This is a genomic window from Labilibaculum euxinicum (assembly GCF_963678175.1).
Classification (GTDB): domain Bacteria; phylum Bacteroidota; class Bacteroidia; order Bacteroidales; family Marinifilaceae; genus Labilibaculum; species Labilibaculum euxinus.
In genome coordinates, this window is record NZ_OY782756.1 from 980960 (window position 1) to 1006400 (window position 25441).

Annotated in this window: 21 protein-coding genes; 13 read left to right on the plus strand and 8 right to left on the minus strand. The window is 36.4% G+C overall.

Going from position 1 to position 25441, the window contains the following annotated elements; translation table 11 throughout:
- Positions 1-7: 7 nt before the first annotated feature.
- Positions 8-382: a glycine cleavage system protein GcvH gene (gene gcvH, locus ACY0M5_RS04305; protein WP_156195387.1), complete on the plus strand. Its 375-nt coding sequence runs from the start codon at positions 8-10 to the stop codon at positions 380-382.
- A gap of 283 nt (positions 383-665) precedes the next feature.
- Here gcvH and infB read toward each other — a convergent pair whose 3' ends face one another.
- The 3 genes from infB to rimP form a co-directional block, all read right to left on the minus strand.
- Positions 666-3683, minus strand: coding sequence for a translation initiation factor IF-2 (infB, locus tag ACY0M5_RS04310; protein WP_156195388.1), 3018 nt, complete (start codon positions 3681-3683; stop codon positions 666-668).
- A gap of 61 nt (positions 3684-3744) precedes the next feature.
- Positions 3745-4980 carry a transcription termination factor NusA gene (gene nusA / locus ACY0M5_RS04315; protein WP_101309910.1) on the minus strand — a complete coding sequence of 412 codons (1236 nt, stop codon included), beginning with the start codon at positions 4978-4980 and terminating at the stop codon, positions 3745-3747.
- Between the two features lie 19 nt (positions 4981-4999).
- A complete protein-coding gene (rimP, locus tag ACY0M5_RS04320) occupies positions 5000-5464 on the minus strand; it encodes a ribosome assembly cofactor RimP (RefSeq protein WP_461630919.1) in 465 nt (154 codons plus the stop codon).
- Between the two features lie 355 nt (positions 5465-5819).
- Here rimP and ACY0M5_RS04325 point away from each other — a divergent pair, with 355 nt between their 5' ends.
- From ACY0M5_RS04325 to lpxA, 4 genes are all read left to right on the plus strand, one after another.
- The gene (locus ACY0M5_RS04325) at positions 5820-7088 is read left to right on the plus strand and encodes an HD domain-containing protein (RefSeq protein ID WP_461630920.1); all 1269 of its coding nucleotides are present in this window, start codon (positions 5820-5822) and stop codon (positions 7086-7088) included.
- Positions 7089-7312: 224 nt separating this feature from the next.
- A complete protein-coding gene (gene lpxD / locus ACY0M5_RS04330) occupies positions 7313-8350 on the plus strand; it encodes a UDP-3-O-(3-hydroxymyristoyl)glucosamine N-acyltransferase (protein ID WP_124994377.1) in 1038 nt (345 codons plus the stop codon).
- A gap of 57 nt (positions 8351-8407) precedes the next feature.
- A complete protein-coding gene (locus ACY0M5_RS04335; protein WP_461630921.1) occupies positions 8408-9799 on the plus strand; it encodes a bifunctional UDP-3-O-[3-hydroxymyristoyl] N-acetylglucosamine deacetylase/3-hydroxyacyl-ACP dehydratase in 1392 nt (463 codons plus the stop codon).
- Between the two features lie 75 nt (positions 9800-9874).
- Positions 9875-10657: an acyl-ACP--UDP-N-acetylglucosamine O-acyltransferase gene (lpxA, locus tag ACY0M5_RS04340; protein WP_124994375.1), complete on the plus strand. Its 783-nt coding sequence runs from the start codon at positions 9875-9877 to the stop codon at positions 10655-10657.
- Between the two features lie 114 nt (positions 10658-10771).
- On the opposite strand, the gene ACY0M5_RS04345 is transcribed toward lpxA, so the two are convergent.
- Positions 10772-11233 (minus strand): hypothetical protein, encoded by a 462-nt coding sequence (locus ACY0M5_RS04345; RefSeq protein WP_461630922.1) that lies wholly within the window; start codon positions 11231-11233, stop codon positions 10772-10774.
- A 141-nt stretch (positions 11234-11374) separates the two neighbouring features.
- Positions 11375-12421 carry a thiamine-phosphate kinase gene (gene thiL, locus ACY0M5_RS04350; RefSeq protein WP_461630923.1) on the minus strand — a complete coding sequence of 349 codons (1047 nt, stop codon included), beginning with the start codon at positions 12419-12421 and terminating at the stop codon, positions 11375-11377.
- Positions 12422-12718: 297 nt separating this feature from the next.
- On the opposite strand from thiL, the gene ACY0M5_RS04355 reads away from it, so the two are divergent.
- The gene (locus tag ACY0M5_RS04355) at positions 12719-13915 is read left to right on the plus strand and encodes a S8 family peptidase (protein WP_124994372.1); all 1197 of its coding nucleotides are present in this window, start codon (positions 12719-12721) and stop codon (positions 13913-13915) included.
- A gap of 529 nt (positions 13916-14444) precedes the next feature.
- Here ACY0M5_RS04355 and ACY0M5_RS04360 read toward each other — a convergent pair.
- The 3 genes from ACY0M5_RS04360 to ACY0M5_RS04370 all read right to left on the minus strand — a co-directional run bounded on the left by ACY0M5_RS04360 (position 14445) and on the right by ACY0M5_RS04370 (position 17374).
- Positions 14445-14924, minus strand: a complete 480-nt coding sequence (locus ACY0M5_RS04360; RefSeq protein WP_461630924.1) for a hypothetical protein — start codon at positions 14922-14924, stop codon at positions 14445-14447.
- Positions 14925-15010: 86 nt separating this feature from the next.
- The gene (locus ACY0M5_RS04365; RefSeq protein ID WP_461630925.1) at positions 15011-16819 is read right to left on the minus strand and encodes a hypothetical protein; all 1809 of its coding nucleotides are present in this window, start codon (positions 16817-16819) and stop codon (positions 15011-15013) included.
- A gap of 339 nt (positions 16820-17158) precedes the next feature.
- A complete protein-coding gene (locus ACY0M5_RS04370; protein ID WP_461630926.1) occupies positions 17159-17374 on the minus strand; it encodes an HTH domain-containing protein in 216 nt (71 codons plus the stop codon).
- Positions 17375-17959: 585 nt separating this feature from the next.
- On the opposite strand from ACY0M5_RS04370, the gene sufB reads away from it, so the two are divergent.
- The 7 genes from sufB to queG all read left to right on the plus strand — a co-directional run bounded on the left by sufB (position 17960) and on the right by queG (position 25360).
- A complete protein-coding gene (sufB, locus tag ACY0M5_RS04375) occupies positions 17960-19411 on the plus strand; it encodes a Fe-S cluster assembly protein SufB (protein ID WP_461630927.1) in 1452 nt (483 codons plus the stop codon).
- A 53-nt stretch (positions 19412-19464) separates the two neighbouring features.
- Positions 19465-20217, plus strand: coding sequence for a Fe-S cluster assembly ATPase SufC (gene sufC / locus ACY0M5_RS04380; protein ID WP_101309900.1), 753 nt, complete (start codon positions 19465-19467; stop codon positions 20215-20217).
- Positions 20218-20280: 63 nt separating this feature from the next.
- Positions 20281-21642: a Fe-S cluster assembly protein SufD gene (gene sufD / locus ACY0M5_RS04385; protein ID WP_461630928.1), complete on the plus strand. Its 1362-nt coding sequence runs from the start codon at positions 20281-20283 to the stop codon at positions 21640-21642.
- Between the two features lie 43 nt (positions 21643-21685).
- Positions 21686-22912 (plus strand): SufS family cysteine desulfurase, encoded by a 1227-nt coding sequence (locus tag ACY0M5_RS04390; protein ID WP_461630929.1) that lies wholly within the window; start codon positions 21686-21688, stop codon positions 22910-22912.
- Between the two features lie 134 nt (positions 22913-23046).
- Entirely contained in the window at positions 23047-23469 is a 423-nt protein-coding gene (locus ACY0M5_RS04395) for a SufE family protein (RefSeq protein ID WP_124994365.1), read from the plus strand.
- A 10-nt stretch (positions 23470-23479) separates the two neighbouring features.
- Positions 23480-23791 (plus strand): metal-sulfur cluster assembly factor, encoded by a 312-nt coding sequence (locus tag ACY0M5_RS04400; RefSeq protein WP_101309896.1) that lies wholly within the window; start codon positions 23480-23482, stop codon positions 23789-23791.
- Positions 23792-24418: 627 nt separating this feature from the next.
- The gene (queG, locus tag ACY0M5_RS04405) at positions 24419-25360 is read left to right on the plus strand and encodes a tRNA epoxyqueuosine(34) reductase QueG (protein WP_461630930.1); all 942 of its coding nucleotides are present in this window, start codon (positions 24419-24421) and stop codon (positions 25358-25360) included.
- The last annotated feature ends 81 nt before the right edge of the window (positions 25361-25441 follow it).

The window sequence follows — 25441 nt, forward strand, 5'->3', positions numbered from 1 at the left end:
TACTATCATGAATGTACCTGAAAATTTAAAGTATACCAAAGATCACGAATGGATTCGTGTTGAAGGAGAAGAAGCCTTTGTTGGTGTTACTGACTTTGCTCAAGGAGAGCTTGGAGATATCGTTTTTGTTGAAGTTGAAACCGAAGGCGACGAATTAGATAAAGAAGAAATATTCGGAACTATTGAGGCAGTTAAGACTGTTTCAGACATGTTTATGCCAATTGGGGGTGAAGTGTTAGAGTTCAATGAGAAATTGGAAGAGGCTCCGGATTTGATCAACTCTGATCCATATGGTGAAGGTTGGATTGTGAAAATTAAAATTGCAGATAATTCAGAATTAGAAGAATTATTAACTGCAGAACAATACAAAGAATTATTGTAATTATTCAATATGTAATGAAACCCTCATACCATCCGTGTGAGGGTTTTTTTATGCATTGAAATCTTTTGTGTAAAAAATAATTTAGGATTTATTTATCTGGCATATTAGTAATTTTGCACGATATAGAGTATTAAATTGTAGCCCTTTATACTCTCAATCTGCAATTTAAAAAATCTGGAATACTGATTTAGTAATATCCTGACATTAAAACTAATTGCAAAGTAAGAACATAAAAAAAGCAGGCTGAACAGCCTGCTTTTTACTATTTATAGAATTGTATATTTTACAATTTCTTTTTTACCTCTATTTCTTCAAATGCTTCTACCATATCGCCAACTTTAATGTCGTTGTATTTGTCGATATTTAATCCACATTCGTAACCTTTCGCTACTTCTTTCACATCGTCTTTGAAACGTTTCAGAGAACCAAGTACTCCTGTATAAACAACAATACCATCGCGAATTAATCGGATTCTAGAGTTACGGTTGATTTTTCCATCACGAACAAGACAACCTGCAATATTACCCACTTTGGTAATATTAAATACCTCCACAACTTCAACCGTAGCAGTAATTTCTTCCTTAATTTCAGGAGAAAGCATACCTTCCATTGCTGATTTTAATTCATCAATTGCATCGTAGATGATTGAGTACAAACGGATATCGATTTCTTCCTTCTCAGCAAGTTTTCTTGCTCCAATAGAAGGTCTAACCTGGAATCCAACAATAATAGCATTAGAAGCTGTTGCAAGCAATACATCCGATTCGGAAATCTGACCAACTGCTTTGTGAATAACATTCACCTGAATTTCCTCGGTAGAAAGTTTTATTAATGAATCAGAAAGAGCTTCAATCGATCCATCCACATCACCTTTTACAATAACATTAAGCTCCTGGAAGTTTCCAATTGCAATACGACGGCCAATTTCATCAAGTGTAATGTGTTTCTGAGTACGAAGACCTTGTTCACGTTGCAATTGTTCACGCTTATTTGCAATGGAACGAGCCTCTTTTTCACTTTCCATTACGTTGAAATTGTCACCAGCCTGTGGGGCACCATTCAAACCAAGAATTAAAGCTGGTTCTGAAGGACCAACCTTCTCTATTCTATTACCACGCTCATTGTACATTGCTTTTACGTGACCAGTGTAACTACCTGCTAATAGAACATCTCCAACTTTTAAGGTTCCTGCCTGTACTAATAATGTAGTAACATAACCTCTACCTTTATCTAGTGAGGATTCAATTACTGAACCAATAGCACGTTTATTTGGATTTGCCTTAAGTTCCAGCATTTCTGCTTCTAAAAGAACTTTTTCCAGCAACTCTTCAATGTTAATACCATTTTTTGCTGAGATTTCCTGACACTGGTATTTTCCACCCCAGTCCTCAACTAAATAGTTCATATTTGCTAATTCCCCTTTAATTCTTTCAGGGTCAGCACCTGGCTTATCAATCTTGTTAATTGCAAATACAATAGGAACTCCCGCTGCACTTGCGTGATTGATCGCCTCAATTGTTTGTGGCATTACGTTGTCGTCAGCTGCGATTATAATAATTGCAATATCAGTTACCTGAGCACCACGTGCACGCATTGCGGTAAACGCCTCGTGACCTGGAGTATCAAGGAAAGAAACTCTTCTTCCATCATCAAGTTTCACATTGTAAGCTCCAATGTGCTGCGTAATTCCTCCGGCTTCACCTGCAATTACATTCGCGTGACGAACGTAATCAAGCAGGGAGGTTTTACCGTGATCAACGTGTCCCATTACAGTAACAATTGGAGCACGGGATTGTAAATCTCCCTCTTCGTCAATTTCTTCTTCAATTGACTCCTGAAGTTCAACACTTACAAATTCAGCTTTAAAGTTAAATTCATCAGCAACAATAGCAATAGTTTCTGCATCTAATCGTTGATTGATAGACACAAATAAACCTAATCCCATACAAGTTGCAATAATATTGGTAACAGGAACAGCCATCATTGTTGCCAATTCATTAACTGTAACAAATTCAGTAAGCTTTAAAATATTTTTTTCAGCTTCAATTTGTTCTGCTATTTTTTCTCTTTTTGCACTTTCGATGTCACGTTTATCTCTACGGTGTCTCGATCCTTTCGATTTACCTCCTTTAGAAGTTAATCGGGCAAGAGTATCCTTAATCTGCTTTTGTACATCTTCTTCGCTAACTTCTTTTTTAACGACTCTTTTCTTCTTCAGCTTATTAAACTTAGCAGCACCAGCGCCAGTCCCTTTAAGTCTTACTTCAGTAGTTCCTGGTTTTCCTGGCTTTCCTTGTCCGGGATTTGCCAAATTTACTTTTTCAGTATCCTTTTTAATTCTTTTACGTTTCTTACGCTGATTGGCTGATACTTTATCTTTATTACCCGCACCCGGCTTTTTCTCAACTGGTAGTTCAATTTTTCCAACTACAGTAGGACCAGCTAGTCTTTGGGTAGAAGATTTAAAAATTTCTTCTTTTCCTGAGCCTGAATTTTCCTGAGCCTGAGGTTTTGAAGCAGGAGCTTTCTGTTTTTCCCTTCTTTCAACTTCTTTTTCGGCCTTGGTTTTTTTGGTTGGTCTGGTTTTTTGATTTAATGCAGATAAATCAATCATGCCAACCACTTTAAGCTCATCTTTTTTCTCCTCTTTAGGAGCTCGAGCTTTTTCCTCTTTTTTCGGGGTTTCCATTTTAACAGTTTGGTCATCAGAAACTGGATTTTTAGCAGGTTCAGATGTTTGTTCAGTAAGTTCTACTTTTGGAGGTGTAACTATTTTAACTACAGGTGTCTCTGCAGTCACATCCGCCTTAGGAGCTTCCTTCTTGGGAGCTTCAGACTGAACTGGCTTAATAGTTTTTTCTACCTTATCCGGATTCGTTTTTGCAACGACTTCCTGTTTTGTTTCCTGTGGTCTTTTTGCTTTAGGTTTTAATGCATCTAAATCAATTTTACCAACTATTTTAACAGGTTCCTTTTTAGCAATTACTTCTTCTGTTTTTTCAACAGATTTTTCTTTACTACGAGTTTCAGGCTCTGAATCTTCAGAAATTTTTTCAATTGAAACTGTTTCTTTTCTTTCGCGGGTACTTTTCAGATTTACCTTTTCAGATTCCTTTTTCAGATTCAAGTCAGAGCTAAACTCTTTAGCGAGGATATTATAAGCCTCTTCTGAAACTTTGGTATTTGGATTGGAATCAATCGGAATGCCTTTTTTGTTCAGAAATTCAACAATTGTTGAAGTACCAACGTTTAGTTCTCTTGCTAATTTACTAAGTCTTATATTTTTATCGACTTTCACCATATTTAAAAGTTAACTGTTAAAATGTCCCGTTTCAAAAATTTACATCATGATTCTGAAGAATTTAATTATCGAACTCGGATTTAAGAATATTCAAAATCTCATTAATGGTCTCTATTTCAAGATCAGTTCTTTTTTCTAACTCCTCAGGAGATAAATCAAGAACGCTTCTTGCTGTATCACAACCAATTTTCTTTAACTCATCAATTATCCAGGCATCAATTTCATCCGTAAATTCTGATAAGTTTACATCTTCTTCAACTTCCTCCTCAGACTTCTCACGATATACATCAATTTCATATCCTGATAACTGACTTGCCAGTTTGATGTTTAAACCACCTTTACCAATAGCTAAGGAAACCTCTTCAGGATCCAGATAAACTTCAGCACGCTTGGTTTCTTCGTTAAGTTTTACCGAGGAAACTTTCGCTGGGTTAAGAGCTCTTGTGATAAATAGCTGAGTGTTGGTTGTGTAGTTGATCACATCGATGTTTTCGTTACGTAATTCACGAACAATACCATGTATTCTCGATCCTTTCATACCTACACATGCTCCAACAGGATCAATTCTTTCATCGTATGATTCAACTGCAACCTTAGCTCTTTCACCTGGAATTCGAACAATATTTTTAATAGTGATTAAACCATCAAATATTTCCGGTACTTCCAGTTCAAATAATCTCTCAAGGAAAACAGGAGAAGTTCTTGAAACAACAATAAGAGGACTGTTATTTTTCACCTCAACACGAACAACTACCGCTCTAACTGTTTCTCCTTTGCGGAAATAGTCAGAAGGGATTTGTTCTGTTTTCGGCAGAATTAATTCATTTTCTTCATCATCCAGAATAAGAATTTCTTTTTTCCAGATTTGATAAACTTCACCGGTGACAATTTCGCCAACCCGGTCTTTGTATAAGTTAAAGATATTGTCTTTCTCCAATTCTAAAATTCTCGCAGAAAGATTCTGACGTAAAGTTAAAATCGATCGTCGGCCAAAATCCATAAATTTCACTTCGTCAGTAACTTCTTCACCAACTTCGTAATCATCATCTATCTTTTTTGCTTCAGAAAGTGAGATCTGCAGGTTTTCATCTTCTACTTGTCCGTCTTCTACAATTTCTCTATTTCTCCAGATCTCTAAGTCTCCTTTGTCTGGATTAATAATGATATCATAGTTTTCGTCGGTGCCATAATTTTTCAATAGAAGATTTCTGAAAACATCTTCTAACACGCTCATCATTGTAGCGCGGTCGATGCTTTTCAACTCCTTAAATTCTGAAAAAGTCTCAATAAGGTTCATGTATTCAGCTGTTTACCTGTTAAAAAGTAATAATATCTTTTGTTGATTTAATTTGATCTAAAGTGAAGGAGTAATTTTTCACAACAAGTTGCTTCTTCTTTTTTCCTTCAACCTTTTCCATTTCTTCAACTTCAATTTCTATTTCATTATCACCAACGGTGATCAGTTTTCCTGAGAATTTAATCCCCTCAGTTGTCAATACCTCAACATCTTTATTTATGTATTTGTGGTATTGTTTAAAAACCTGAAAGGGTTGACCGATTCCAGCTGAAGCAACTTGTAATTCAAAGTCTTCAACTTCACGATCAAAATGCCCTTCGATAGCTTTGCTTAGTTCGATACAAGTAATGATCGGTACTCCGTTATAGCTATCAATTACAACTGAAATGACATTTCCAGATGAAACACTCACATCAACCAGAAACAGGTCGGTATCAGCAATTTCATTTTCAATAATTTCAGTTATAGTTTTCTTATCAATCATATATCGGTTAATATCAATAAAATAGGGGACTTTTTGTCCCCTAAAGCTCACAATTTGTTTACTTTTCGATGCAAAATTAGAGATAAATGTTCTAAAAAACAAATGACATCCCTCTAAATTATTGTATTCTAATCGCTAATGAAAAATTATTCTCTTGAAAATGAGTTTTTTTAATGAAATTTGATCTCTTCCTTTGTTCAATTGAATGATTTTAACCCATTTGAACGATTTTACTTTATTTCAAGAAAGATATTTTTATTCACAAGCCAATTTTAATTGGGGTTTGAATAGTACTAAGATAGGCTTTTTTCGCTACTTTTTATACATTTGTTACCAGCCTATGATACAAAAGCGCATGAGTTTAAATACTGGTAGTAAGAAAAAAATAGTAAATGATCCGGTTCACGGATTTATTCATATCCCATCCGGGATATCGTACGATTTGGTTGAGCATTCTTTTTTTCAGCGTTTGAGAAGAATAAAACAGCTGGGGCTCTCCTTCCTGGTTTTTCCGGGAACTTTTCATAACAGATTTCAGCACGCTTTGGGTGCAACTCATTTAATGAGTCTTGCGATAGAAACCATTCGATCGAAAGGACACGTAATTACTCAGGAAGAGGAGGAAGGAGTACATGCGGCAATATTACTTCACGATATTGGACATGGGCCATTTTCTCATGCATTAGAGTATAGTATTGTTGATGGTATAACTCACGAGCAGATTTCTGAATTATTTATGAAACGTTTAAATCATCAATTTAAGGGTGAGTTGGATGTGGCCGTAAAAATATTTCGGAATGAATATCCAAAGCGTTTTTTGAATCAGTTGGTGTCGAGTCAGTTGGATATGGATCGTTTGGATTATTTAAGGCGCGATAGTTTTTTTGCCGGTGTTACCGAAGGGGTGGTTGGATCGGCACGGATTATTAAAATGCTGGATGTTCGTAATGATCAGTTGGTAGTGGAGGCTAAAGGCATTTATTCAATTGAAAAATTTTTGATCGCCCGGCGTTTGATGTATTGGCAGGTGTATTTGCACAAAACAGTTATTGCTGCAGAAGAGATGTTGGTTCATATTTTGAAGAGAGCTAAATGCCTTGCCGAAAAGGGAGAGGAATTGTTTGCGACTCCATCTTTAACCTACTTTTTGTATAACAAAGTAGGTAAGGTGGAGTTTGAAAATCCGAATGTTGTTTGTAATGGTAGAAATGCCTTGGAGATGTTTGCCGATCTTGATGATGACGATATCATGGTTAGCATTAAGGTTTGGGCTGACCACAGCGATAAAGTTCTTTCTTATTTGTGTAAATGCATACGCGATCGCCAATTGTTTAAAATTGAGATTCAAAAAACGACCTTCACTAAAGAATATATTGATCAAGTGAAAAAACGGGTGGGGCGTTATTTTGGATGTTCAGATCATGCTCTCGAATTTATGGTGATTTCAAATTCGATCAGCAATAATGCATATAGTTCGGATGATGATCAAATAAATATTTTATATAAGGATGGCACGCAGTGCGATATAGGAGAGGCTTCGGATATGCTGGATGCTTCTGTCTTGTCTAAAACAGTAAAAAAATATTACCTCTGTTATCCTAAAATCCAGGAGTCATTTGTTTGATTCAACAGCTTTTAAGAAGTGATTTCAACTTCATTTTCAAGAATACTTTTTCTATAGATAAAGCAGGCAATAGGAGAAAAAATTTCATGCGCATGAAATAATTATTAGATTTGCAGAAATTTTTTTCTTATAAATCAGCTATATTGGATGATTTGTGCTTGGTGTTTGTATTGTGAATACCGGATATAATGAATCTTTTTTTGATCTGATAAAAAATAGAACGAATGGAATTTACAGCAGAAGATATTGCAGAGTTTCTTAACGGAGAGGTAGATGGGAACGCTAAGGTTAAAGTAACCAATGTTTCCAGAATTGAAGAAGGGAAGCCTGGAACTCTTTCATTTTTAGCAAATCCTAAATACGAGCACTATATATACTCTACACAGTCATCAATTGTTTTGGTAAACAAGGATTTTGAGACTGAAAAGGAGATTGAGACAACACTTATTCGTGTTGATGATGCTTATCAGGCATTGGCTCAGTTGTTGGAAATGTATGAGCAAAGCAAACCTCAGAAAACAGGAATTGAAGAGCCTTCTTTTGTGAGCAAGTCATCGAAATTGGGTGAGAAGATTTATATTGGTGCCTTTGCATATATAGGTAGTAATGTTCAGATTGGAAATAATGTAAAAATTTATCCTCATTGCTATGTAGGCGATAATGTGATTATTGGCGACAATACCATATTAAATTCAGGAGTTAAAATTTACGAAGGATGTAAGATTGGTGCTGAATGCATTTTTCACTCCGGCGTTGTAATTGGCGGTGACGGATTTGGTTTTGCCCCTTCATCGGCAAACGACTACAAAAAAGTTCCTCAGGTAGGAAATGTAGTAATTGAAGATCATGTAGAGATTGGTGCAAATACGTGTGTTGATCGTGCTACTATGGGATCAACAATCATCCGTAAAGGAGTGAAGCTGGACAATTTGATTCAGGTTGCTCACAATGTAGAAATAGATGAAAATACAGTGATTGCCTCTCAAACCGGTATTGCAGGAAGTGCAAAGATTGGTAAAAATTGTATGATAGGCGGACAGGTGGGAATCGTAGGTCATTTATCAATTGCAGATGAAGTGAAAATTGCTGCTCAATCTGGTATTGGCCGCACGATTAAGAAAGAAGGAACTGTATTGCAAGGATCACCGGCTTTTGATTTTGGACCTTATCAAAAATCATATGTGCTGTTTAAGAATTTGCCTAAGATGAGAGAGCAAATTATTGAACTGGAAAAGGAAATAAAAAGATTAAAGGAAGAGTAAAGGGAAGTTTTGCTTTCAATTAGTTAACCTGGGATTTAAAAATATTGATGTCAAGTTATGGCAGATAAACAAAGAACATTAGCAAAAGAATTTACTCTTACAGGAAAAGGACTTCACACAGGACTGGAAGTTTCTATAAAGTTTCTGCCTGCATCCGAAAATCATGGATATCAGTTTAAACGGGTAGATTTAGAAGGTCAGCCTGTTATAGAAGCAAGTGCCGAGTATGTTGGTGATACATCGAGAGGAACTGTATTGGAAAAAGGAGAATGTAAAGTTCAGACTATTGAGCATGCATTGTCTGCTTTGTATGGATTGGGTATTGACAATTGTTTGATTGAGATGAATTCTACTGAGCCTCCAATTTTAGATGGGAGTGCTAAATTTTATGTAGAAGGAATTGAAAAAGTTGGTATTGTAGAGCAGGATGCAATTCGTGAGTATTACGTGCCAAAAGAAAAGATAACATACAGGGATGAAGCCCGTGGTTCAGAAATTACGATTCTGCCTGATGATGAGTATAGTGTGGATACAATGATTTCATTCGATTCTAGAGTGTTGAGAAATCAGTATGCCCGCCTAAGTTCTTTAAAAGATTATAATGAGGAAATTTCGATGTGTCGTACGTTTGTATTTGTACGGGAACTGGAGTTTCTGTTAAACCACAATTTAGTTAAGGGTGGAGATTTGGATAATGCCATTGTTATAATGGACCAAATGATGGATCAAAAAGAATTGGATCGTATTGCAGATTTATTCGACCATCAGCATGTTGAGGTAAAGGAAGGAATTTTAAGTAATTTAGAACTTTATTTTGATAATGAGTGTGCACGTCACAAATTATTAGATGTGATTGGCGACCTTGCTCTCTGCGGTAAGTTTATTAAAGGAAGGGTTATTGCAACCTGTCCTGGTCACGGACCAAACACTGAAATGGCAAAATTATTAATCAAACGAATTAAGAAAGAAATGGGAAAAGATTCAGTTCCGGCTTATGATCCAAACAAAGAGCCTGTTTTAGACATTAATGGCGTAATGGGCTTGTTGCCTCACCGTCCTCCATTCTTGTTGGTTGACAAAATTATTGATATTCAGGATGACAGTATTGTTGGGGTGAAGAATGTGTCTATGAACGAGCCGTTTTTTGTTGGCCATTTTCCTGGAGAACCGGTAATGCCAGGTGTTCTTATGGTAGAGGCTATGGCTCAATGTGGAGGTATTTTAGTACTTAACCAGGTCGAAGATCCTGAAAATTATTCTACTTATTTCCTAACTCAAAACAATATCAAGTTTAGAAAAAAAGTAGTTCCTGGTGATACTTTAATTTTTAAATTGTCATTTTTATCCCCTATTCGTAGGGGAATTGCTAACATGCGCGGTTTAGCTTTTGTTGGTGATACTGTTGTTGCCGAAGGTGAGTTTATGGCTCAAATCGCAAAGAAAAAATAATTAATTAATTAGAAACTACTGCTACGCAACAACTTCTTGTAACGGGAGTTTTGCATAAAACGAAATATAAAAAAAATGAAGCAACCGTTAGCATATGTACATCCTGAGGCTAAGATCGCTGATAATGTAGTGATTGAGCCCTTTGTTACCATTGACAAAAATGTTGTAATTGAAGAAGGAACACGTATTGGGTCGAATGCCACAATCATGGAAGGAACCCATATTGGTAAAAATTGCGTGGTATTTCCGGGAGCCGTTATTGGTGCTGTTCCGCAGGATTTAAAATTTCGTGGCGAAAAAACAACTGTTGAAATCGGCGACAACACCACCATTCGTGAGTGTGTTACCATTAACAGAGGTACTGTAGCCAAAGGGAAAACCATCATCGGAAGTAACTGTTTGTTGATGGCCTATGTGCATGTGGCGCATGATTGTGTTATTGGTAATAATTGTATCATTGGTAATGCAACTCAAATTGCCGGTGAGGTAATTATCGATGATTTCGCTATTCTTAGCGGACTGGTTGCTGTTCATCAGTTTGTTCACATTGGTTCACACGTAATGATTTCAGGTGGATCGTTGGTTCGTAAAGATGTTCCTCCCTTTGTAAAAGCAGGTCGCGAACCGGTTTCCTACATTGGTGTGAATTCAATTGGTTTGCGTCGTCGTGAATTTGGAAATGAAAAAATCCGTGAAATTCAGGATGTTTACCGTTACCTGTACCAAAAAGGAATGAATAACTTTAATGCACTGGAAGCTATCGAGGCCGAGATGCCTGCTTCTCCTGAGCGTGATGACATTATCTTATTTGTAAAAAATTCGAAACGTGGAATTATGAGAGGATATTTTCCTGAGTAAGCTATCGTTTTAAATGATATAAAAAAAAGTGAGACTTTCAGTGGAGAGTCTCACTTTTTTTATGTAATTCTCAAGCTCCAGGCACTTCTTTATGGTGATGGATAGAATGAGGAGTCAATACATTTTTGCTTTCTCCAAATGAGGACAATTATTTTCGATGGCAATTTTTAGATCATTTTTAATTTCCTTCCATTCTTTCTGGTGTGATTTGGTATCGAAATAATGAATTTTATATTTACGATTGTGTGTTTGGAGTATAATTTTTTCATAATTACCATATTTACTTCTATCAAATCGGTACCATTTAATTTGCTCCCAAGTTACTTTGCAGCTATCATATTGAACACCATCTTGTCTTATTGTAAAAGTTTTAATTTGGACTTTCTTTTTTCCGATAAAATTTGAGATTGTCACAAATAAAATAGGAGATAAAAAAAGAATAAATATTGTCCAGTTTATTGTTGGTTTTATAATTCCAATAAGTAGAAAGGCAATAAGAAGAATTACTACTATTGTAGATAAAAAAATAACCAGAAATTTACCAATGGATAAGTAGGTGTATGAATATTTCTTCATATAAGCTTGATAGGTTTTTTACTGCTAACTTACATCAATCCCCAGCCTTTTTCCTTGAAGAGATGAACCGGGGATTGTTTTTGTTTCTTTTTTTTGAGCTGTTTTCTCTTCTCCTTTAGGAGAAGGATAGGATGAGGTGTTCTAACCTTCCTTTATCGGATTCCAGCCCTGAGCCTGCAATTCAATTTCCACACCATCCCGTGTTACCAAATATTTTCCTTTCGAGATATCAGTGATGTGACCAATTATTTTCACATCCTCTATTTTTTCGATGGCATCGAATTGATCCAAAGGAACAGTAAACAGCAACTCGTAATCTTCACCGCCGTTTAACGAAAAGGTGCTGTAGTTCATGTTCAGCTCTTCGGCCATTTTGTGTGTTTCGTAGTCAACAGGAATTTTCTCTTCATAAATCTGGCAGCCAACTTTCGATTCCTCGCAGATGTGCATAATATCCGATGATAATCCGTCCGAAATATCAATCATCGAACTAGGAACAATCTTCGCATCCTGCAAACGCTCATAAATATCTTTTCGGGCCTCAGGCTTCAACTGACGCTCTAAGATGTAGTCATGCCCCGTTAAGTCTGGTTGCATGGCTGGATTGTTGTCGTAAACACGTTTTTCGCGCTCCAACAGCTGTAATCCGGCAAAGGCCGCTCCTAAATTTCCGCTTACGCAGATTAAATCATTCTCTTTGGCTCCGCTGCGGTAAGTCAGTTGCTCAGCATCAGCTTCGCCAATTGCAGTCACCGAAATGCACAATCCGGTTAAAGAGGATGTGGTGTCGCCACCCACTAAATCGACATTGTAATTTTCGCAGGCCAAATTAATTCCTTCGTAAAGCTCCTCGATAGCTTCCAGGGTGAATCGCTTCGAGATGGCAATAGAAACAGTCACCTGCTTTGGCAGGGCATTCATGGCATAAATATCCGAAACATTCACAGCAATTGACTTGTAGCCTAAATGTTTAAGCGGTGTGTACATTAAATCGAAATGGATACCTTCCAGCAGTAAATCGGTGGTAACAACAGTTTTTTTATTCTGATAATCTAAAACAGCGGCATCGTCGCCAACACCAACGTTGGTACTTGCGTGTTTTAGTTTTATATTTTTGGTAAGGTGTTTAATCAATCCGAATTCGCCCAATGTGGCAATATCGGTTCCTTTAGCATTATTTTCCTGCATAGTCTCCTTAGTTATTGATATTTGTCTGCAAAGGTAGATAAAAATTGGAAACTGAGAAGGTGATGTTATTGGTCATGGTTTATAATTTTAAGGAGGTGATTATTTTATAGATTTTGTTTTTTTATAGTTATGGAAAGCTTTAAGTGTATGGAATGAAATTGTGTGAATGGTCTTATTTTAGTGACTAATGATGAATAAAATGTTATTAGTGAATGTTTTAGACGTAAAAAAGATTTGTATTTGTGGTATCTCTTTCATAAATTAAGTAGGTATTACTAAATCTTAATTTAAATTATAATGAAAAATAAACTTATGCTATTGATGGTAGTGGCTGCTTTATTTACCATTACCAATTGTCAGAATGACAATACCGCCGATCTTAAAGAAAATGATGGGGATAACCTAGTGTTAACCGATGTTCAGAATGGTGAGCCAATTGAAGGACAGTATATTGTTGTTCTGAATGAGAGCTCGGTTAAATCTGCTAATCAAGGCAGTTACGATGAGAGAATTGCCGAAGTAAAAGCTTTTGCCAATTCTATGTTTCAAACAAAATCGAGTTCTGAATTTGAAGTAGGTTTAGCTTTTGCTACTGTAATTAAAGGTTTTAGTGTTAAAACAACACCTGATTTTGTTGAAGCATTGAAATTGGATAGCAGAGTAAAATACCTTGAACAAGATAAAATTATTGCTCTAAAAAAGCCTGGAACTGTTCCAACACCAGAACCTACTAGTGAGGTTATTCCCTGGGGAATTACACGGGTTGGTTATGGAAGTGGTATTGGAAAAACAGCTTGGATTATTGATAGCGGTATCGATTTAGATCACTCTGATTTAAATGTTGATGTGGCCAGAAGCAGAGATTTCACTGGTTCTCGTGTGGGAGCTGATGATCAAAATGGACACGGAACCCATTGCGCTGGTACGGTTGGTGCTATTGATAATGAAATTGGAGTAGTTGGAGTTGCTGCAGGAGCAAATCTTGTGGCAGTTCGGGTTTTAGATCGTAGGGGTAGTGGTTCCACTTCCGGAGTTATTGCAGGAGTTGATTATGTTGCAAGTGCTGCTTCTCCCGGCGATGCTGCCAATATGAGTTTAGGCGGAGGTATTTCTATTGCTTTGGATGATGCTGTATATGCCGCTTCTCAAAATGGCATTTACTTCGCATTAGCAGCCGGAAACGAAAGTGATGATGCTAACAATCACTCTCCGGCAAGAGTTAATGGAACTTATATTTGGACTATTTCGGCAATGGATATAAATGATAATTTTGCCTACTTTTCAAATTATGGAAATCCGCCTGTTGATTTTTGCGAGCCAGGTGTTAGTATTTATTCAACCTGGAAAGGCGATGCATACAATACAATAAGTGGAACTTCAATGGCTGCTCCGCACATGTGCGGTATTCTGCTAATGACCGATGGGAATCCAGTAACCGACGGTTTTGTAAATGGAGATCCTGATGGCAATGCAGATCCTATTGGAGGAATCTGAGATATTGCAAAATGAATGGGAATAGCCGTCAATTGACGGCTGTTTTTTTGAAAAATAAAAATTGGAAATAGAATTGAGAGGAGATGGGACGGGTTTTAGGATGTTGTCAGGTCTGGTTGCCTTGAATTTAACTTTAATTTTTTAGCCTTATTGGCAAAAGTTTTAGCCTTTTTGATGCTACGATACATGAATTTACCCAATGGATTTACCAAATAGTTAGGTTTATGTATTCCGATCGAAGGTCGAAGAATGAAGCAGGTGCTTCCACTCTTGAAAATCAAGCTTCGAAGCATTAAGATGATGCATTTACCCTTGACTTTGATGCCTCCAAGCATCTTCTTCGTGAAAAAATGCATGAAATTCATTCTTCAAGCCATCTAAATCAAGCTTCGAGATGCCTTGGTGGGGCTTCAATTCATCCTGTGCATGCATAAATGCTTCAAAAGAAAAGCGAAACCCGCATGTTTTGAGTTTCGCTTTCGCTGATGAATGCTTAATACGATTTTAGATACTGATCGGTATAAAGTAATTATTTAACCACTTCGGCCTCTTTTTTCTTGCCATGAGGGAAGAATTGTTTCAATTCTTCGTAAATAGGGATTGCTCCTTGCTGCTGTTCTGCAGCGTAATATCGAATCGACCGGTAAAATGCCATTGTATCCTGATAGTTATCATGATCCAAAAGAATTTTAGTATCACTTAGTTTGCGTTTAATTAAGTCGAGTTTCTGAATCATTTCTTCTATAGTTTCCCGCGCAATGTAATCGCGCTCAAATTCGTCTGTATTCACAAACTGAGGAACCAAATCGGGATGCTGATCCATAAACGACTTCGCTTTATTCACCAATAATTTATTGGTTTCGTTTATCGAACCATAGTTAGTCCTGTCTTCCGACGATAGTTGAGGTGCACTTTTTCCGGCAAAAGCCAGCAAGGCATCCAAATGAGCATTATTTTCGGTCAATTCTTCTGCTGTGAATGTGACCTGGATTAAATCGTTGTTTTTCATTTTGTAGTAATTTCTAGATAAATTGAATTTATTGTGATCTTGTATCCTATTGAAAAGTATACGGAATTATATGACTAGATAACAGTTTAAAAGCCAGGATCTCCTATACCTCCCCCAGTTGACCAAAGAATATTTACCCAATTTGATGGGAAGGGATTTCTTGTATTGTATTCTTTTACATCTGCTTTGTAAGTTTTTTGTAAATAGAAGGTTTCGCTTCCATTTTTTGGTACAACTCTATAGTTAACTTTTAAATAAATTTGATTTGATGGTTCTGAAATAATGAATTTTTTGCTTCCAGATTTATAGTTTAAGTATGAGTTGTGATCAAAGTGATGATAAGGCAATGCAATGATATTTGTATTCCAAACTTCTGTTTCTTTATCCAGGCCTACGATGTCTGCACTTCTATATGGGTATTTTTGACTCCCCCAAGTGAAATCAACACCTCGATCTGAGGAATTGGGAGCAAGATTAAAATCGGCACTTTTATCAATGTATAATACTTGTGTTGTAGTGTATATATCTACCTCATTTGCAATGTCAGGATTGACTACTACATCGCAGTTGGGAGTTCTGAATAGATGAGTTATCATATACGAATTGACATTGTCAGTATCAGGATTCCAAAGGCCAGAATTTAACCTAATAGATTCATTGGAATTTACGGTTGGAGTGGTAGCAAGATGCAATAACCCTATTCTTTTGTTAGGCATTTCTAAATCGAAAGAATAAGAGATTTGTGATGTGATTGTTCCTGTACCATTAAGATCTAATTTGGTTTGTAGTTTGACTTGTTGAATGTTTGGAGATGAGCTTCCAAACAAAGATGAACTTAGAGAAGAAAATAGACCGGAAATACCAGAACTCATAAAGTTAGCTACTCCTTTCTTAAGGGCACTGACACCATCTTTTACGATACCTTTAAATAGATTTTTCACATCAATACTAGCGGATGAGTTGTCAGCCTTACTTTCCAGAGTAGTTCCGACTGCATCTGCACTAGTGCCATTAACTTCAAGATTAACATTCGTTGTTGATGAGGTCTCGTCTTTTTGGGAAAATAAGTTTCCAATACTAAGAAGACTGCCCGAGGATGATGAGCTTCCTATAATACTACCTGTAATATTTCCAGAAATATTACCACTAAATTCGAGATTATCTCGTTGAATGGATGTTATTGCAAATATCAATCCGTCTGAATTTACATTGGGATCATAGCAAGAAACATCAAAGTCAAAACAATACCAATGGTTTGGAGCTAAACCATTATCAATATTGCTAAAGTTAGAAGAAAGAGCAGTACCCATTGTACTTAGGTATCTTTTAGTCTGATTAACTGGATAAGACTCTCCAATTGATGGGTGATTAAGTATTTTAGAGTTGTTGCCGGAAGCTAGAGCTAATATACCTACTACATCGTTACCTTCTGTGTTTAAAGCATGATAGTAGAAGAATCTGAAAATACCTCTATATCGATTATATAATCCAATGAAAGGGAAATCTGTAGTGCCTTGATATGTTGATGGGTTGTATTCTCGAATCGTGTTATATATAACTTCCCAGCCATCTTTATCAGATATGTCATTTTTAATATTGTAGGGGATTTTGCTTGCTACGTTGGTGTCAAACCAATATTTAAAATCGGAATGATATGTTCCGTTTATTTTGACACTTCTTGGAGGATTGGAAAGATCAATGGGATAATTTCCGATGGAAGAGGTGCTTTTTACACCGCCACTATTATTTATTTTAATTGAAGGCAAGGTCTGTAATTCAGTTTTTGCATAGGCATTTTCTCTACTTTCCGTGGGTTGAAGGTCTGCTGATAAATCATCTTGACAGCTAATAAGAAAAAGTAGTGAAGCTAATAGCCAAAAGAGTTTTGTTTTCATTTTGTCAAAATTTAAAGATTAATAATTAATTTACATTAATTTTGCCCTTATCTCCTCGAACGAGATCTTGGGCTTTGAGTTTTGGTATGCGAATATTGATAAACTCGAGAAGCAAGTTAAAAAAACTCACTGCCACTATTTGGCAGTGAGTTTATCTTTATTAAGTCTAATTGAAGAGTTGGGATTGTGCTGTGTTTGTGGTTGTTATTGTGATTGGGTAATTCACACAATAGAAAGGTGATTGTGTCATTCTAAATAACAGGAAAATTGAACATCATATAATGCAGATATCAGTGCACCGAAAGGATTCTATTTATCCGTACAGAGAGATTTTTACAATCACACTTCCTCTTTTTCATTTGCATAATAATAGCTTTGTTTGCATCTGCTGTAAGTTATGGGGTGCCCCATATTTTTTAAGGAGGAGATGATTCGATATAAACTGCGTTCTGAAATGTTTAATCTCTGGGCTAACTCCGTTGGTGTTCCTGTGCTTTCTTTTTCTGCATGTTCTTTAATGAACTCTGCTTTCTCTAAAATATTCAAATGTGTCATATGATTACTTTTTTGGCTGTTTGTGATTTACTCATTAGTTCCTGTAATGTTAAAAAGGTAACCCGATCATCTGTTAAATATTGTTAAGTTATTAATGGTTAACTTTGAGAATATTATGTAAGTGTAATGTTTTCAAACTGTTAGTTCTTAAATTGTGAGGCGGAATTTTTTTTTGTTAGATATTATTTAATTCAGTTAAGCTGTTGTATTTATCATACTTCAGCTAAGTTATTCGAAATGATTCATGGAACTGTTTAGGAGTAATTCGAAATAGAAAATGTAGTATCAAAAAGCATTGGAAAATCTTCGTTTCGTAAATGTATCCTTTCCGTTTAAATTACGTTAACAAATAAAAGGACTTGGAGGTATTTTATTCGTTTCAAGTAAAAAGATATCTAAATACTTTATTATATTTGCATGAAATTCCATTGGGGCATGCAATTGTGAGTAAGCTGAACGATTTAAAATTTCTTACGGAATTTGAGGTCTGTACTCTTCCCCTTTAATTTAAAATATTGAATTCTTTTAAGGAAATGCGATAAATCTCATGTGATTTTGAAGCTTTCTACCTGATACTTAAACAACATGGCAAAAGAAGAACAAGATAAAATATTAGATGAGGTAACGCAGAGCGATTATAAATATGGCTTTGTTACTGATATTGAAAATGATGATATAGGCAGAGGTCTTAGCGAGGATGTTATCCGCATGATATCGGCTAAAAAGAATGAGCCTGAATTTATGCTTGAATTTAGATTGAAAGCTTATCGTCATTGGCTGACTATGAAAATGCCGGAATGGGCATATTTAAAAATACCTGAAATTAATTATCAGGATATCATTTACTATTCATCGCCAAAACAAAAAGCAAAGTTGGAGAGTATGGATGATGTTGATCCTGAAATTCGTGCAACTTTCGATAAGCTGGGTATTCCTTTGGATGAACAAAAACTGTTATCGAATGTTGCAGTTGATGTGGTGATGGATTCATCATCGGTGAAAACTACATTTAAACAGGCTTTGGCTGAAAAGGGGGTTATTTTCTGTTCGTTTAGTGATGCTGTTCAGGAACATCCCGATTTAATTCAGGAATACATGGGAACGGTTGTTCCAATTCAGGACAATTTTTTTGCAGCTCTTAACTCCGCAGTATTTTCCGATGGTTCTTTTGTATACATCCCGAAAGGGGTTCGCTGTCCAATGGAGCTGTCTACCTATTTCCGTATTAATGCGGAAAATACAGGGCAGTTCGAACGTACATTAATAGTATGTGAAGATGATAGTTACGTGAGTTATCTGGAAGGATGTACGGCACCAATGCGTGATGAAAATCAGCTGCATGCAGCTATCGTTGAAATTATTGTGAAGGACAATGCAGAGGTGAAATACTCAACAGTTCAAAACTGGTATCCTGGTAACAAAGAGGGATTGGGAGGTATTTACAATTTTGTAACCAAACGGGGTATTTGCGAAGGTAAAAATGCGAAATTGATGTGGGCTCAGGTGGAGACCGGATCAGCAGTAACCTGGAAATATCCGTCTACCATATTAAAAGGTGATGGTTCGTCGAGTGAATTTTATTCGGTTGCTGTAACCAATAATCATCAGCAGGCTGATACGGGATCAAAAATGATTCACATTGGTAACAACACCAAAAGTACGATTATATCAAAAGGAATATCAGCAGGAAAAAGCAGCAACTCTTACCGGGGATTGGTTAAAGTAACCAGGAATTGTGAAGGAGCCCGTAATTTTTCTCAATGCGATTCATTACTTTTAGGAGACAAATGTGGTGCACATACATTCCCATATCTCGAAATTGGCAATAAATCGGCTAAAGTAGAACACGAAGCTACTACCTCTAAAATTGGTGAAGACCAGATTTTCTATTGCAATCAGCGGGGTATTTCTACCGAGGATGCTATTGGTTTAATTGTTAATGGATATGCCAAAGAGGTAATCAACAAAATGCCAATGGAATTTGCTGTAGAAGCTCAAAAGCTTTTGGCGATTAGTTTGGAAGGATCTGTAGGATAATAGATATATAATAAGTAGAACCCAACGCATAACTGCGACAAAATAGAAGTGAAATGTTAAGCATTAAAAATTTACACGTTTCCATTGATGGAAAAGAAATCTTAAAAGGAATTAATCTTGAGATTAAGCCGGGAGAAGTTCATGCTATTATGGGACCTAATGGTGCTGGTAAAAGTACTTTAGCTTCAGTATTGGCAGGAAGAGATTTGTATGAAGTAACCGAAGGTGAAATTATCTTTCAAGGGAAAAATTTGTTGGACATGGCACCTGAAGATCGTGCTAAAGAAGGAATTTTTCTGGGGTTTCAGTACCCGATAGAAATTCCTGGAGTTTCAACGGTTAATTTCATGAAAACTGCGGTTAACGAACATCGAAAGCACAAAGGCTTGGATCCATTAACTGCATCTGATTTTTTAAAGCTAATGCGCGATAAAAAAGCATTGGTTGAGATCGACTCAAAACTGACAAATCGTTCGGTAAACGAAGGATTTTCGGGTGGAGAGAAGAAAAAGAATGAGATTTTTCAAATGGCGATGCTGGAACCTAAATTGGCAGTTTTAGATGAGACCGATTCAGGATTGGATATTGATGCTCTTCGTATTGTTGCAAATGGGGTGAATAAATTAAAAACTGCTGAGAATTCAACAATTGTAATTACTCACTACCAACGTTTATTAGATTACATCATTCCTGATGTTGTTCATGTTTTGTTTGACGGTCGAATTGTAAAAACTGCCGGTAAAGAGCTTGCTCTTGAACTGGAAGAAAAAGGATACGACTGGATTAAAGAAGAAAACGGAAAATAGTAGAGGTGTTGGAAATTGGATTTATCTTATTTCTCATATCTATTATCTAATATCTAAAATAACATGGCCAACATAGATACAATAAATAAGGATTTCGCTGATCTGTTCGAACAAGGTAAAGAATTGCTTTCGAATGGTTCTTCTGATTGCATGAATAAGACTCGTGAAAAAGCCTTTGTTCAGTTTCAGGAATTAGGCGTACCTACTCGTGTCAACGAGAATTACAAATACACCAATCTAATACCAGCTTTCGATCATCCATACAATGTAAATCTTCGTTATATGGAAGTGGATGTTGACCTGAATGATATTTTTCAGTGCGATGTGCCCGAGTTGGATACCAATATGGTATTGCTGACAAATGGTTGGTTTTACGGAAATAATAAAGTGCTTACCGAATTACCCGAAGGAGTTATCGTTTGTGGGGTTCAGGAAGCATCACAAAAATATCCTGATATTTTTAATGCACATTACGGCAAGTATGCCAAGCCTGAAGAGGATGGTATCGTAGCATTGAATACAGCTTTGGCAAAAGATGGGTTATTCATTTATGTGCCTAAAGGTGTCGTAATCGACAAGCCTATTCAGGTGGTGAACCTTTTGCGTTCCGATCGCGATTTAATGGCAACTCAACGTAATTTATTTGTGATTGAGGAAAACGCGCAAGCCAAAATTATTGTTTGTGATCATACCTTAACGCATCATAAATATTTAAGCAATTCAGTTACAGAAGTAAATGTGGCGCCCAATGCGGTGTTCGATTTGTATACCTTGCAAAATCAGCATTTGAATTCAGTAATATTGAATTCCATTTTTATTCGTCAGGATAAACATTCAAATGTGTTGACCAATACCATTTCTCTTTACGGAGGAACCATTCGCAACAATCATCACGTATTGTTGGATGGAGAACATTGTGAGAATAATACATTTGGAATGTATTTGATGGATAACAAGCAACATGTTGATAATTTCACGTCTATAGATCATTCAAAACCGAATTGTTTAAGCAACGAGCATTTTAAAGGAGTAATGGATGGTGAGGCAACTGCAGCATTTGCGGGTCGAATATATGTTCGCCGCGATGCTCAAAAAACATTGGCCTATCAATCAAACAACAATTTGTTATTGAGTGATGATGCTCAAATCAACACAAAACCTCAGTTGATTATCGATGCCGACGATGTGAAGTGCAGTCATGGTGCTACAGTAGGTCAAATGGATGAGGATGCACTGTTTTACCTGCGCGCAAGAGGAATTGATGAGAAAGAAGCGCGTCAGATGTTGATGTTTGCTTTCGCTCACGAAATAATTGAAAAAATTAGAGTGAAGCCGCTTAAAGATCGAATTGATGCCTTGGTTGATACAAGATTAAGAGGTGAAATATCGAAATGCAATACTTGCGCACTTGCTTGTAAAAATTAGATTTAATTAATTCTGGTACTGTGGTACTTGATTCTCTTATAGAATGACAATAGATATCAATAAAATACGTAAAGATTTTCCCATTCTTGAGGAACTGATTCACGGTAAACCTCTTGTTTACTTTGATAATGCTGCAACTACGCAAAAGCCTCGTCAGGTAGTTGATAAGTTGGTTGAGTACTATTACAGGTACAATTCGAATATTCACCGCGGCGTTCATTATTTGAGCAACAAATCCACCGATGGAAACGAGAATGCAAGAGTAATTGTGCAGAATTTCATCAATGCAAAACATTCGCACGAGGTGATTTTCACCAGCGGAGCCACTGAATCTGTAAATTTGGTGGCCAATTCGTTTGGTGATCGATTCATTTCCGAAGGCGACGAGGTGATTGTATCTGAACTGGAACATCACTCCAATATTGTTCCCTGGCAATTAATTTGTGAACGGAAAAAAGCAACTTTAAAAGTATTGCCTTTTAACGATCGTGGAGAATTGATGATTGAGAAATTGGATGATTTAATTACGGATCGTACAAAAATTATTGCAGTTAATCACATTTCCAATTCATTGGGAACCATAAATCCTATTTGTAAAATAATTGAGATTGCGCATGCTAAAAATGTACGTGTTTTAATTGATGCAGCTCAATCGGTACAGCACAAAAAAATCGATGTTCAGGATTTGAATGTGGATTTTCTGGTGTTCTCCGGACATAAAATTTACGGACCAACCGGAATTGGTGTTTTATACGGCAAAGAAGAATTACTGAATGAAATGCCGCCATGGAAAGGCGGAGGGGAAATGATTTCCGAAGTAACTTTCGAAAAAACAACCTATAACGAACTTCCGTATAAATTCGAAGCTGGAACGCCAAATTATATCGATGCAATCGGATTGGGTGCCGCAATCGAATATGTTGAGAATATAGGTATTCACAATATTGATGCTTACGAACAGGAATTATTAAAATACGCAACCGAAAAATTGCTTTCAATTGATGGTTTGCGAATTTATGGAACCGCAAAAGAGAAAACTTCAGTCATTTCTTTTCTGGTGGAGGGAATTCATTTCTACGATATGGGAATGTTGCTTGACCAAATGGGAATTGCAGTAAGGACTGGGACGCATTGCACCGAACCGGTAATGCAGCATTTCGGAATCGACGGTACTGTTCGTGCTTCATTTTCCTTTTACAACACAAAGGAAGAAATTGATTCACTTTATAACGGAATTCTGAAAGTCTGCAAAATGTTTGCAGTAAAATAGTTCGTTGGTTCGATTTTCACAGATAGAAAATTATTGTAACTTTCGGCTGGAAAAAATATAAATTAGATACGTTCGCAGATTTTGAATGGGGGATATTTTCTCATATCTAAAATCTCATATCTAAAATCTATAGTATGACAATAAACGAAATTCAGGAAGATATAATTGAGGAATTTGCAGGTTTTGAAGATTGGATGGACAAATATGCCTACCTAATTGAGTTGGGAACAGATCTTTCCGGTTTGGATGAAAAATATCAAACAGAATCGAATCTTATAAAAGGTTGTCAGTCAAAAGTTTGGTTCAATGCATCCCTCGAAAACGGTGTTGTAAAGTTGGAGGCCGACAGCGATGCGATCATCGTAAAAGGAATTGCAGCTTTGTTGATTCGCGTTTTCAACAATCAAACTCCTGAAGATATTATGAATGCCGATTTAAAATTCATCGATGAAATCGGCTTAAAGCAACATTTATCGCCCACTCGCTCTAATGGATTGGTTTCCATGGTGAAACAAATAAAAATGTATGGAATTGCTTTCAATCACGTAAGCAAATAATCAGGAAAAGATGGGAAAAAAAGAAACAGAAGCAATAATCGTCGAGGTTTTAAAAACCATTTACGATCCCGAAATTCCAGTGAATATCTACGATCTGGGATTGATATATGAAATTGATATGTATGAGGAAGATGAGGTGAAAATCCTGATGACTCTTACAGCGCCAAATTGCCCGATGGCCGATCAAATTTTGGAAGAGGTAAATGAAAAAACAAAATCACTGCCGCAAATCGAAGATGTAACCGTTGTGTTAACATTCGATCCACCTTGGGACAAGGATATGATGACCGAAGAAGCAAAACTCGAATTGGGTTTTCTCTAAATATATCAAAGGGCTGTTTTTTCACAGTCCTTTTTTGGTTCCTGCTAATTTGGTTTCCGATTTTTGTTTTGGGCGTTTCCTTCGTTCCTCAGGTCGGGCTTTTTGTTTTTACTCCTCGCTCATTCTTCGCTGTGGGGTAACCACTTCAATCCCTAACGCAAAATAATTCGAGTTTTCGGGTTCAATATAATAAGCTTAAGATACGGCTTTGTTGCATTTTCAGATAAAACTATTTAAATGAATATTTTTTTGAGTTTTGAAGTCTAAGCGAGAGCTGTCAATAGAGCGTGCCATGTGATACTTTAGTTGATTTAGAATGCAGAAGAGCTTTCTATTGGCTTGATTCTTTTGCTTACTTTTCTCATTTAAGGAGAAAAGTAAGAGCTGTCCGGCTTAAGGACAAAGTAATTGAAAAGTTACAATGTTTAAATTTCAAGGAATTAAACAAATTTAAGAATGTTATGTTCTGACTATAATCAAGCCTCCCATGTAAGGGTATGACTTGATCCTAAAACCAAAATAACTATTTATTAAGATGAGCTTCAATATTAATTTGGTATTATTATAAAATGCAAAATGTTTATCTGCGCTTATCGTGAATTTCGGTAACAATCTTAATTTAGCACCATGAATCTCACTCTTTCTGCCAAATCAAACCTCATAAAAGCCAAAGCTATCGAGCTTGGCTTGGATCTTTGTGGAATCGCAAAAGCAGATTTTCTGGATGAGGGAAAAGAGAATTTTCAATCTTGGCTAGATAAAAAATATCATGGTGAGATGTTGTATATGGCCAATAATATTGAGAAACGATTGGATCCTCGTTTATTGGTTGAAAATACCAAGTCAATTGTTGTTGTAGGTCTGAACTATTTCCCAAAACAGCAGCAACAAGATCCTGAAGCACCCGTAATTGCAAAATATGCGTACGGAAAAGATTATCATTTCGTATTAAAGGATCGATTAAACCAGCTTTTGGAATACATCAACACAGAAATTGGTGAAGTTTCGGGTCGCGCATTTGTCGATTCCGCTCCAATATTAGAGCATGCATGGGCAAAAAAAGCAGGTTTGGGCTGGATTGGAAAAAATTCACTGTTGCTCAACCGTAAAATAGGATCATTTCTTTTCCTGGGCGAATTACTAATCGATATGGAGTTGGAGTATGAGGAAGAAAAATATCAGGATTTTTGCGGAGGATGCAGTAAGTGCATTCGTGCTTGTCCTACCGGAGCAATAACGGAACCCTATGTGGTTAATGGCAGCAAGTGCATTTCCTATTTCACCATAGAACTCAAAGGTGAAATTCCCGAAGAAATGAAGGGTAAATTCAAAAATCGTGTATTTGGTTGTGATATTTGTCAGGATGTTTGTCCTTGGAATCGCATGGTAAAATCCAATTCAGTTCCTGAATTTCAACCTAATTCTGATTTACTTTCTTTATCAAAGGCAGAGTGGGAACAATTGGATGCGTATAAGTTTGGTGAGATATTTAAAAACTCTGCTGTAAAACGAACAAAATTCAAAGGATTAAAACGCAATCTCGATTTTCTTCATACAGAGAGCGAATAGCTTATATTGAATTGCTTTCTATAGGTTTTAGTAATGAACTTTTGTTTTCCCTTTTTTTCTATATTTATACATTCAAGAAGT

What these genes read in the sequence shown, in the direction of transcription:
- gcvH (WP_156195387.1), top strand. Translation starts at nt 8, where the DNA reads ATGAATGTACCTGAAAATTTAAAGTATACCAAAGATCACGAATGGATT.
- infB (WP_156195388.1), bottom strand. Translation starts at nt 3,683, where the DNA reads ATGGTGAAAGTCGATAAAAATATAAGACTTAGTAAATTAGCAAGAGAA.
- nusA (WP_101309910.1), bottom strand. Translation starts at nt 4,980, where the DNA reads ATGAACCTTATTGAGACTTTTTCAGAATTTAAGGAGTTGAAAAGCATC.
- rimP (WP_461630919.1), bottom strand. Translation starts at nt 5,464, where the DNA reads ATGATTGATAAGAAAACTATAACTGAAATTATTGAAAATGAAATTGCT.
- ACY0M5_RS04325 (WP_461630920.1), top strand. Translation starts at nt 5,820, where the DNA reads ATGAGTTTAAATACTGGTAGTAAGAAAAAAATAGTAAATGATCCGGTT.
- lpxD (WP_124994377.1), top strand. Translation starts at nt 7,313, where the DNA reads ATGGAATTTACAGCAGAAGATATTGCAGAGTTTCTTAACGGAGAGGTA.
- ACY0M5_RS04335 (WP_461630921.1), top strand. Translation starts at nt 8,408, where the DNA reads ATGGCAGATAAACAAAGAACATTAGCAAAAGAATTTACTCTTACAGGA.
- lpxA (WP_124994375.1), top strand. Translation starts at nt 9,875, where the DNA reads ATGAAGCAACCGTTAGCATATGTACATCCTGAGGCTAAGATCGCTGAT.
- ACY0M5_RS04345 (WP_461630922.1), bottom strand. Translation starts at nt 11,233, where the DNA reads ATGAAGAAATATTCATACACCTACTTATCCATTGGTAAATTTCTGGTT.
- thiL (WP_461630923.1), bottom strand. Translation starts at nt 12,421, where the DNA reads ATGCAGGAAAATAATGCTAAAGGAACCGATATTGCCACATTGGGCGAA.
- ACY0M5_RS04355 (WP_124994372.1), top strand. Translation starts at nt 12,719, where the DNA reads ATGAAAAATAAACTTATGCTATTGATGGTAGTGGCTGCTTTATTTACC.
- ACY0M5_RS04360 (WP_461630924.1), bottom strand. Translation starts at nt 14,924, where the DNA reads ATGAAAAACAACGATTTAATCCAGGTCACATTCACAGCAGAAGAATTG.
- ACY0M5_RS04365 (WP_461630925.1), bottom strand. Translation starts at nt 16,819, where the DNA reads ATGAAAACAAAACTCTTTTGGCTATTAGCTTCACTACTTTTTCTTATT.
- ACY0M5_RS04370 (WP_461630926.1), bottom strand. Translation starts at nt 17,374, where the DNA reads ATGACACATTTGAATATTTTAGAGAAAGCAGAGTTCATTAAAGAACAT.
- sufB (WP_461630927.1), top strand. Translation starts at nt 17,960, where the DNA reads ATGGCAAAAGAAGAACAAGATAAAATATTAGATGAGGTAACGCAGAGC.
- sufC (WP_101309900.1), top strand. Translation starts at nt 19,465, where the DNA reads ATGTTAAGCATTAAAAATTTACACGTTTCCATTGATGGAAAAGAAATC.
- sufD (WP_461630928.1), top strand. Translation starts at nt 20,281, where the DNA reads ATGGCCAACATAGATACAATAAATAAGGATTTCGCTGATCTGTTCGAA.
- ACY0M5_RS04390 (WP_461630929.1), top strand. Translation starts at nt 21,686, where the DNA reads ATGACAATAGATATCAATAAAATACGTAAAGATTTTCCCATTCTTGAG.
- ACY0M5_RS04395 (WP_124994365.1), top strand. Translation starts at nt 23,047, where the DNA reads ATGACAATAAACGAAATTCAGGAAGATATAATTGAGGAATTTGCAGGT.
- ACY0M5_RS04400 (WP_101309896.1), top strand. Translation starts at nt 23,480, where the DNA reads ATGGGAAAAAAAGAAACAGAAGCAATAATCGTCGAGGTTTTAAAAACC.
- queG (WP_461630930.1), top strand. Translation starts at nt 24,419, where the DNA reads ATGAATCTCACTCTTTCTGCCAAATCAAACCTCATAAAAGCCAAAGCT.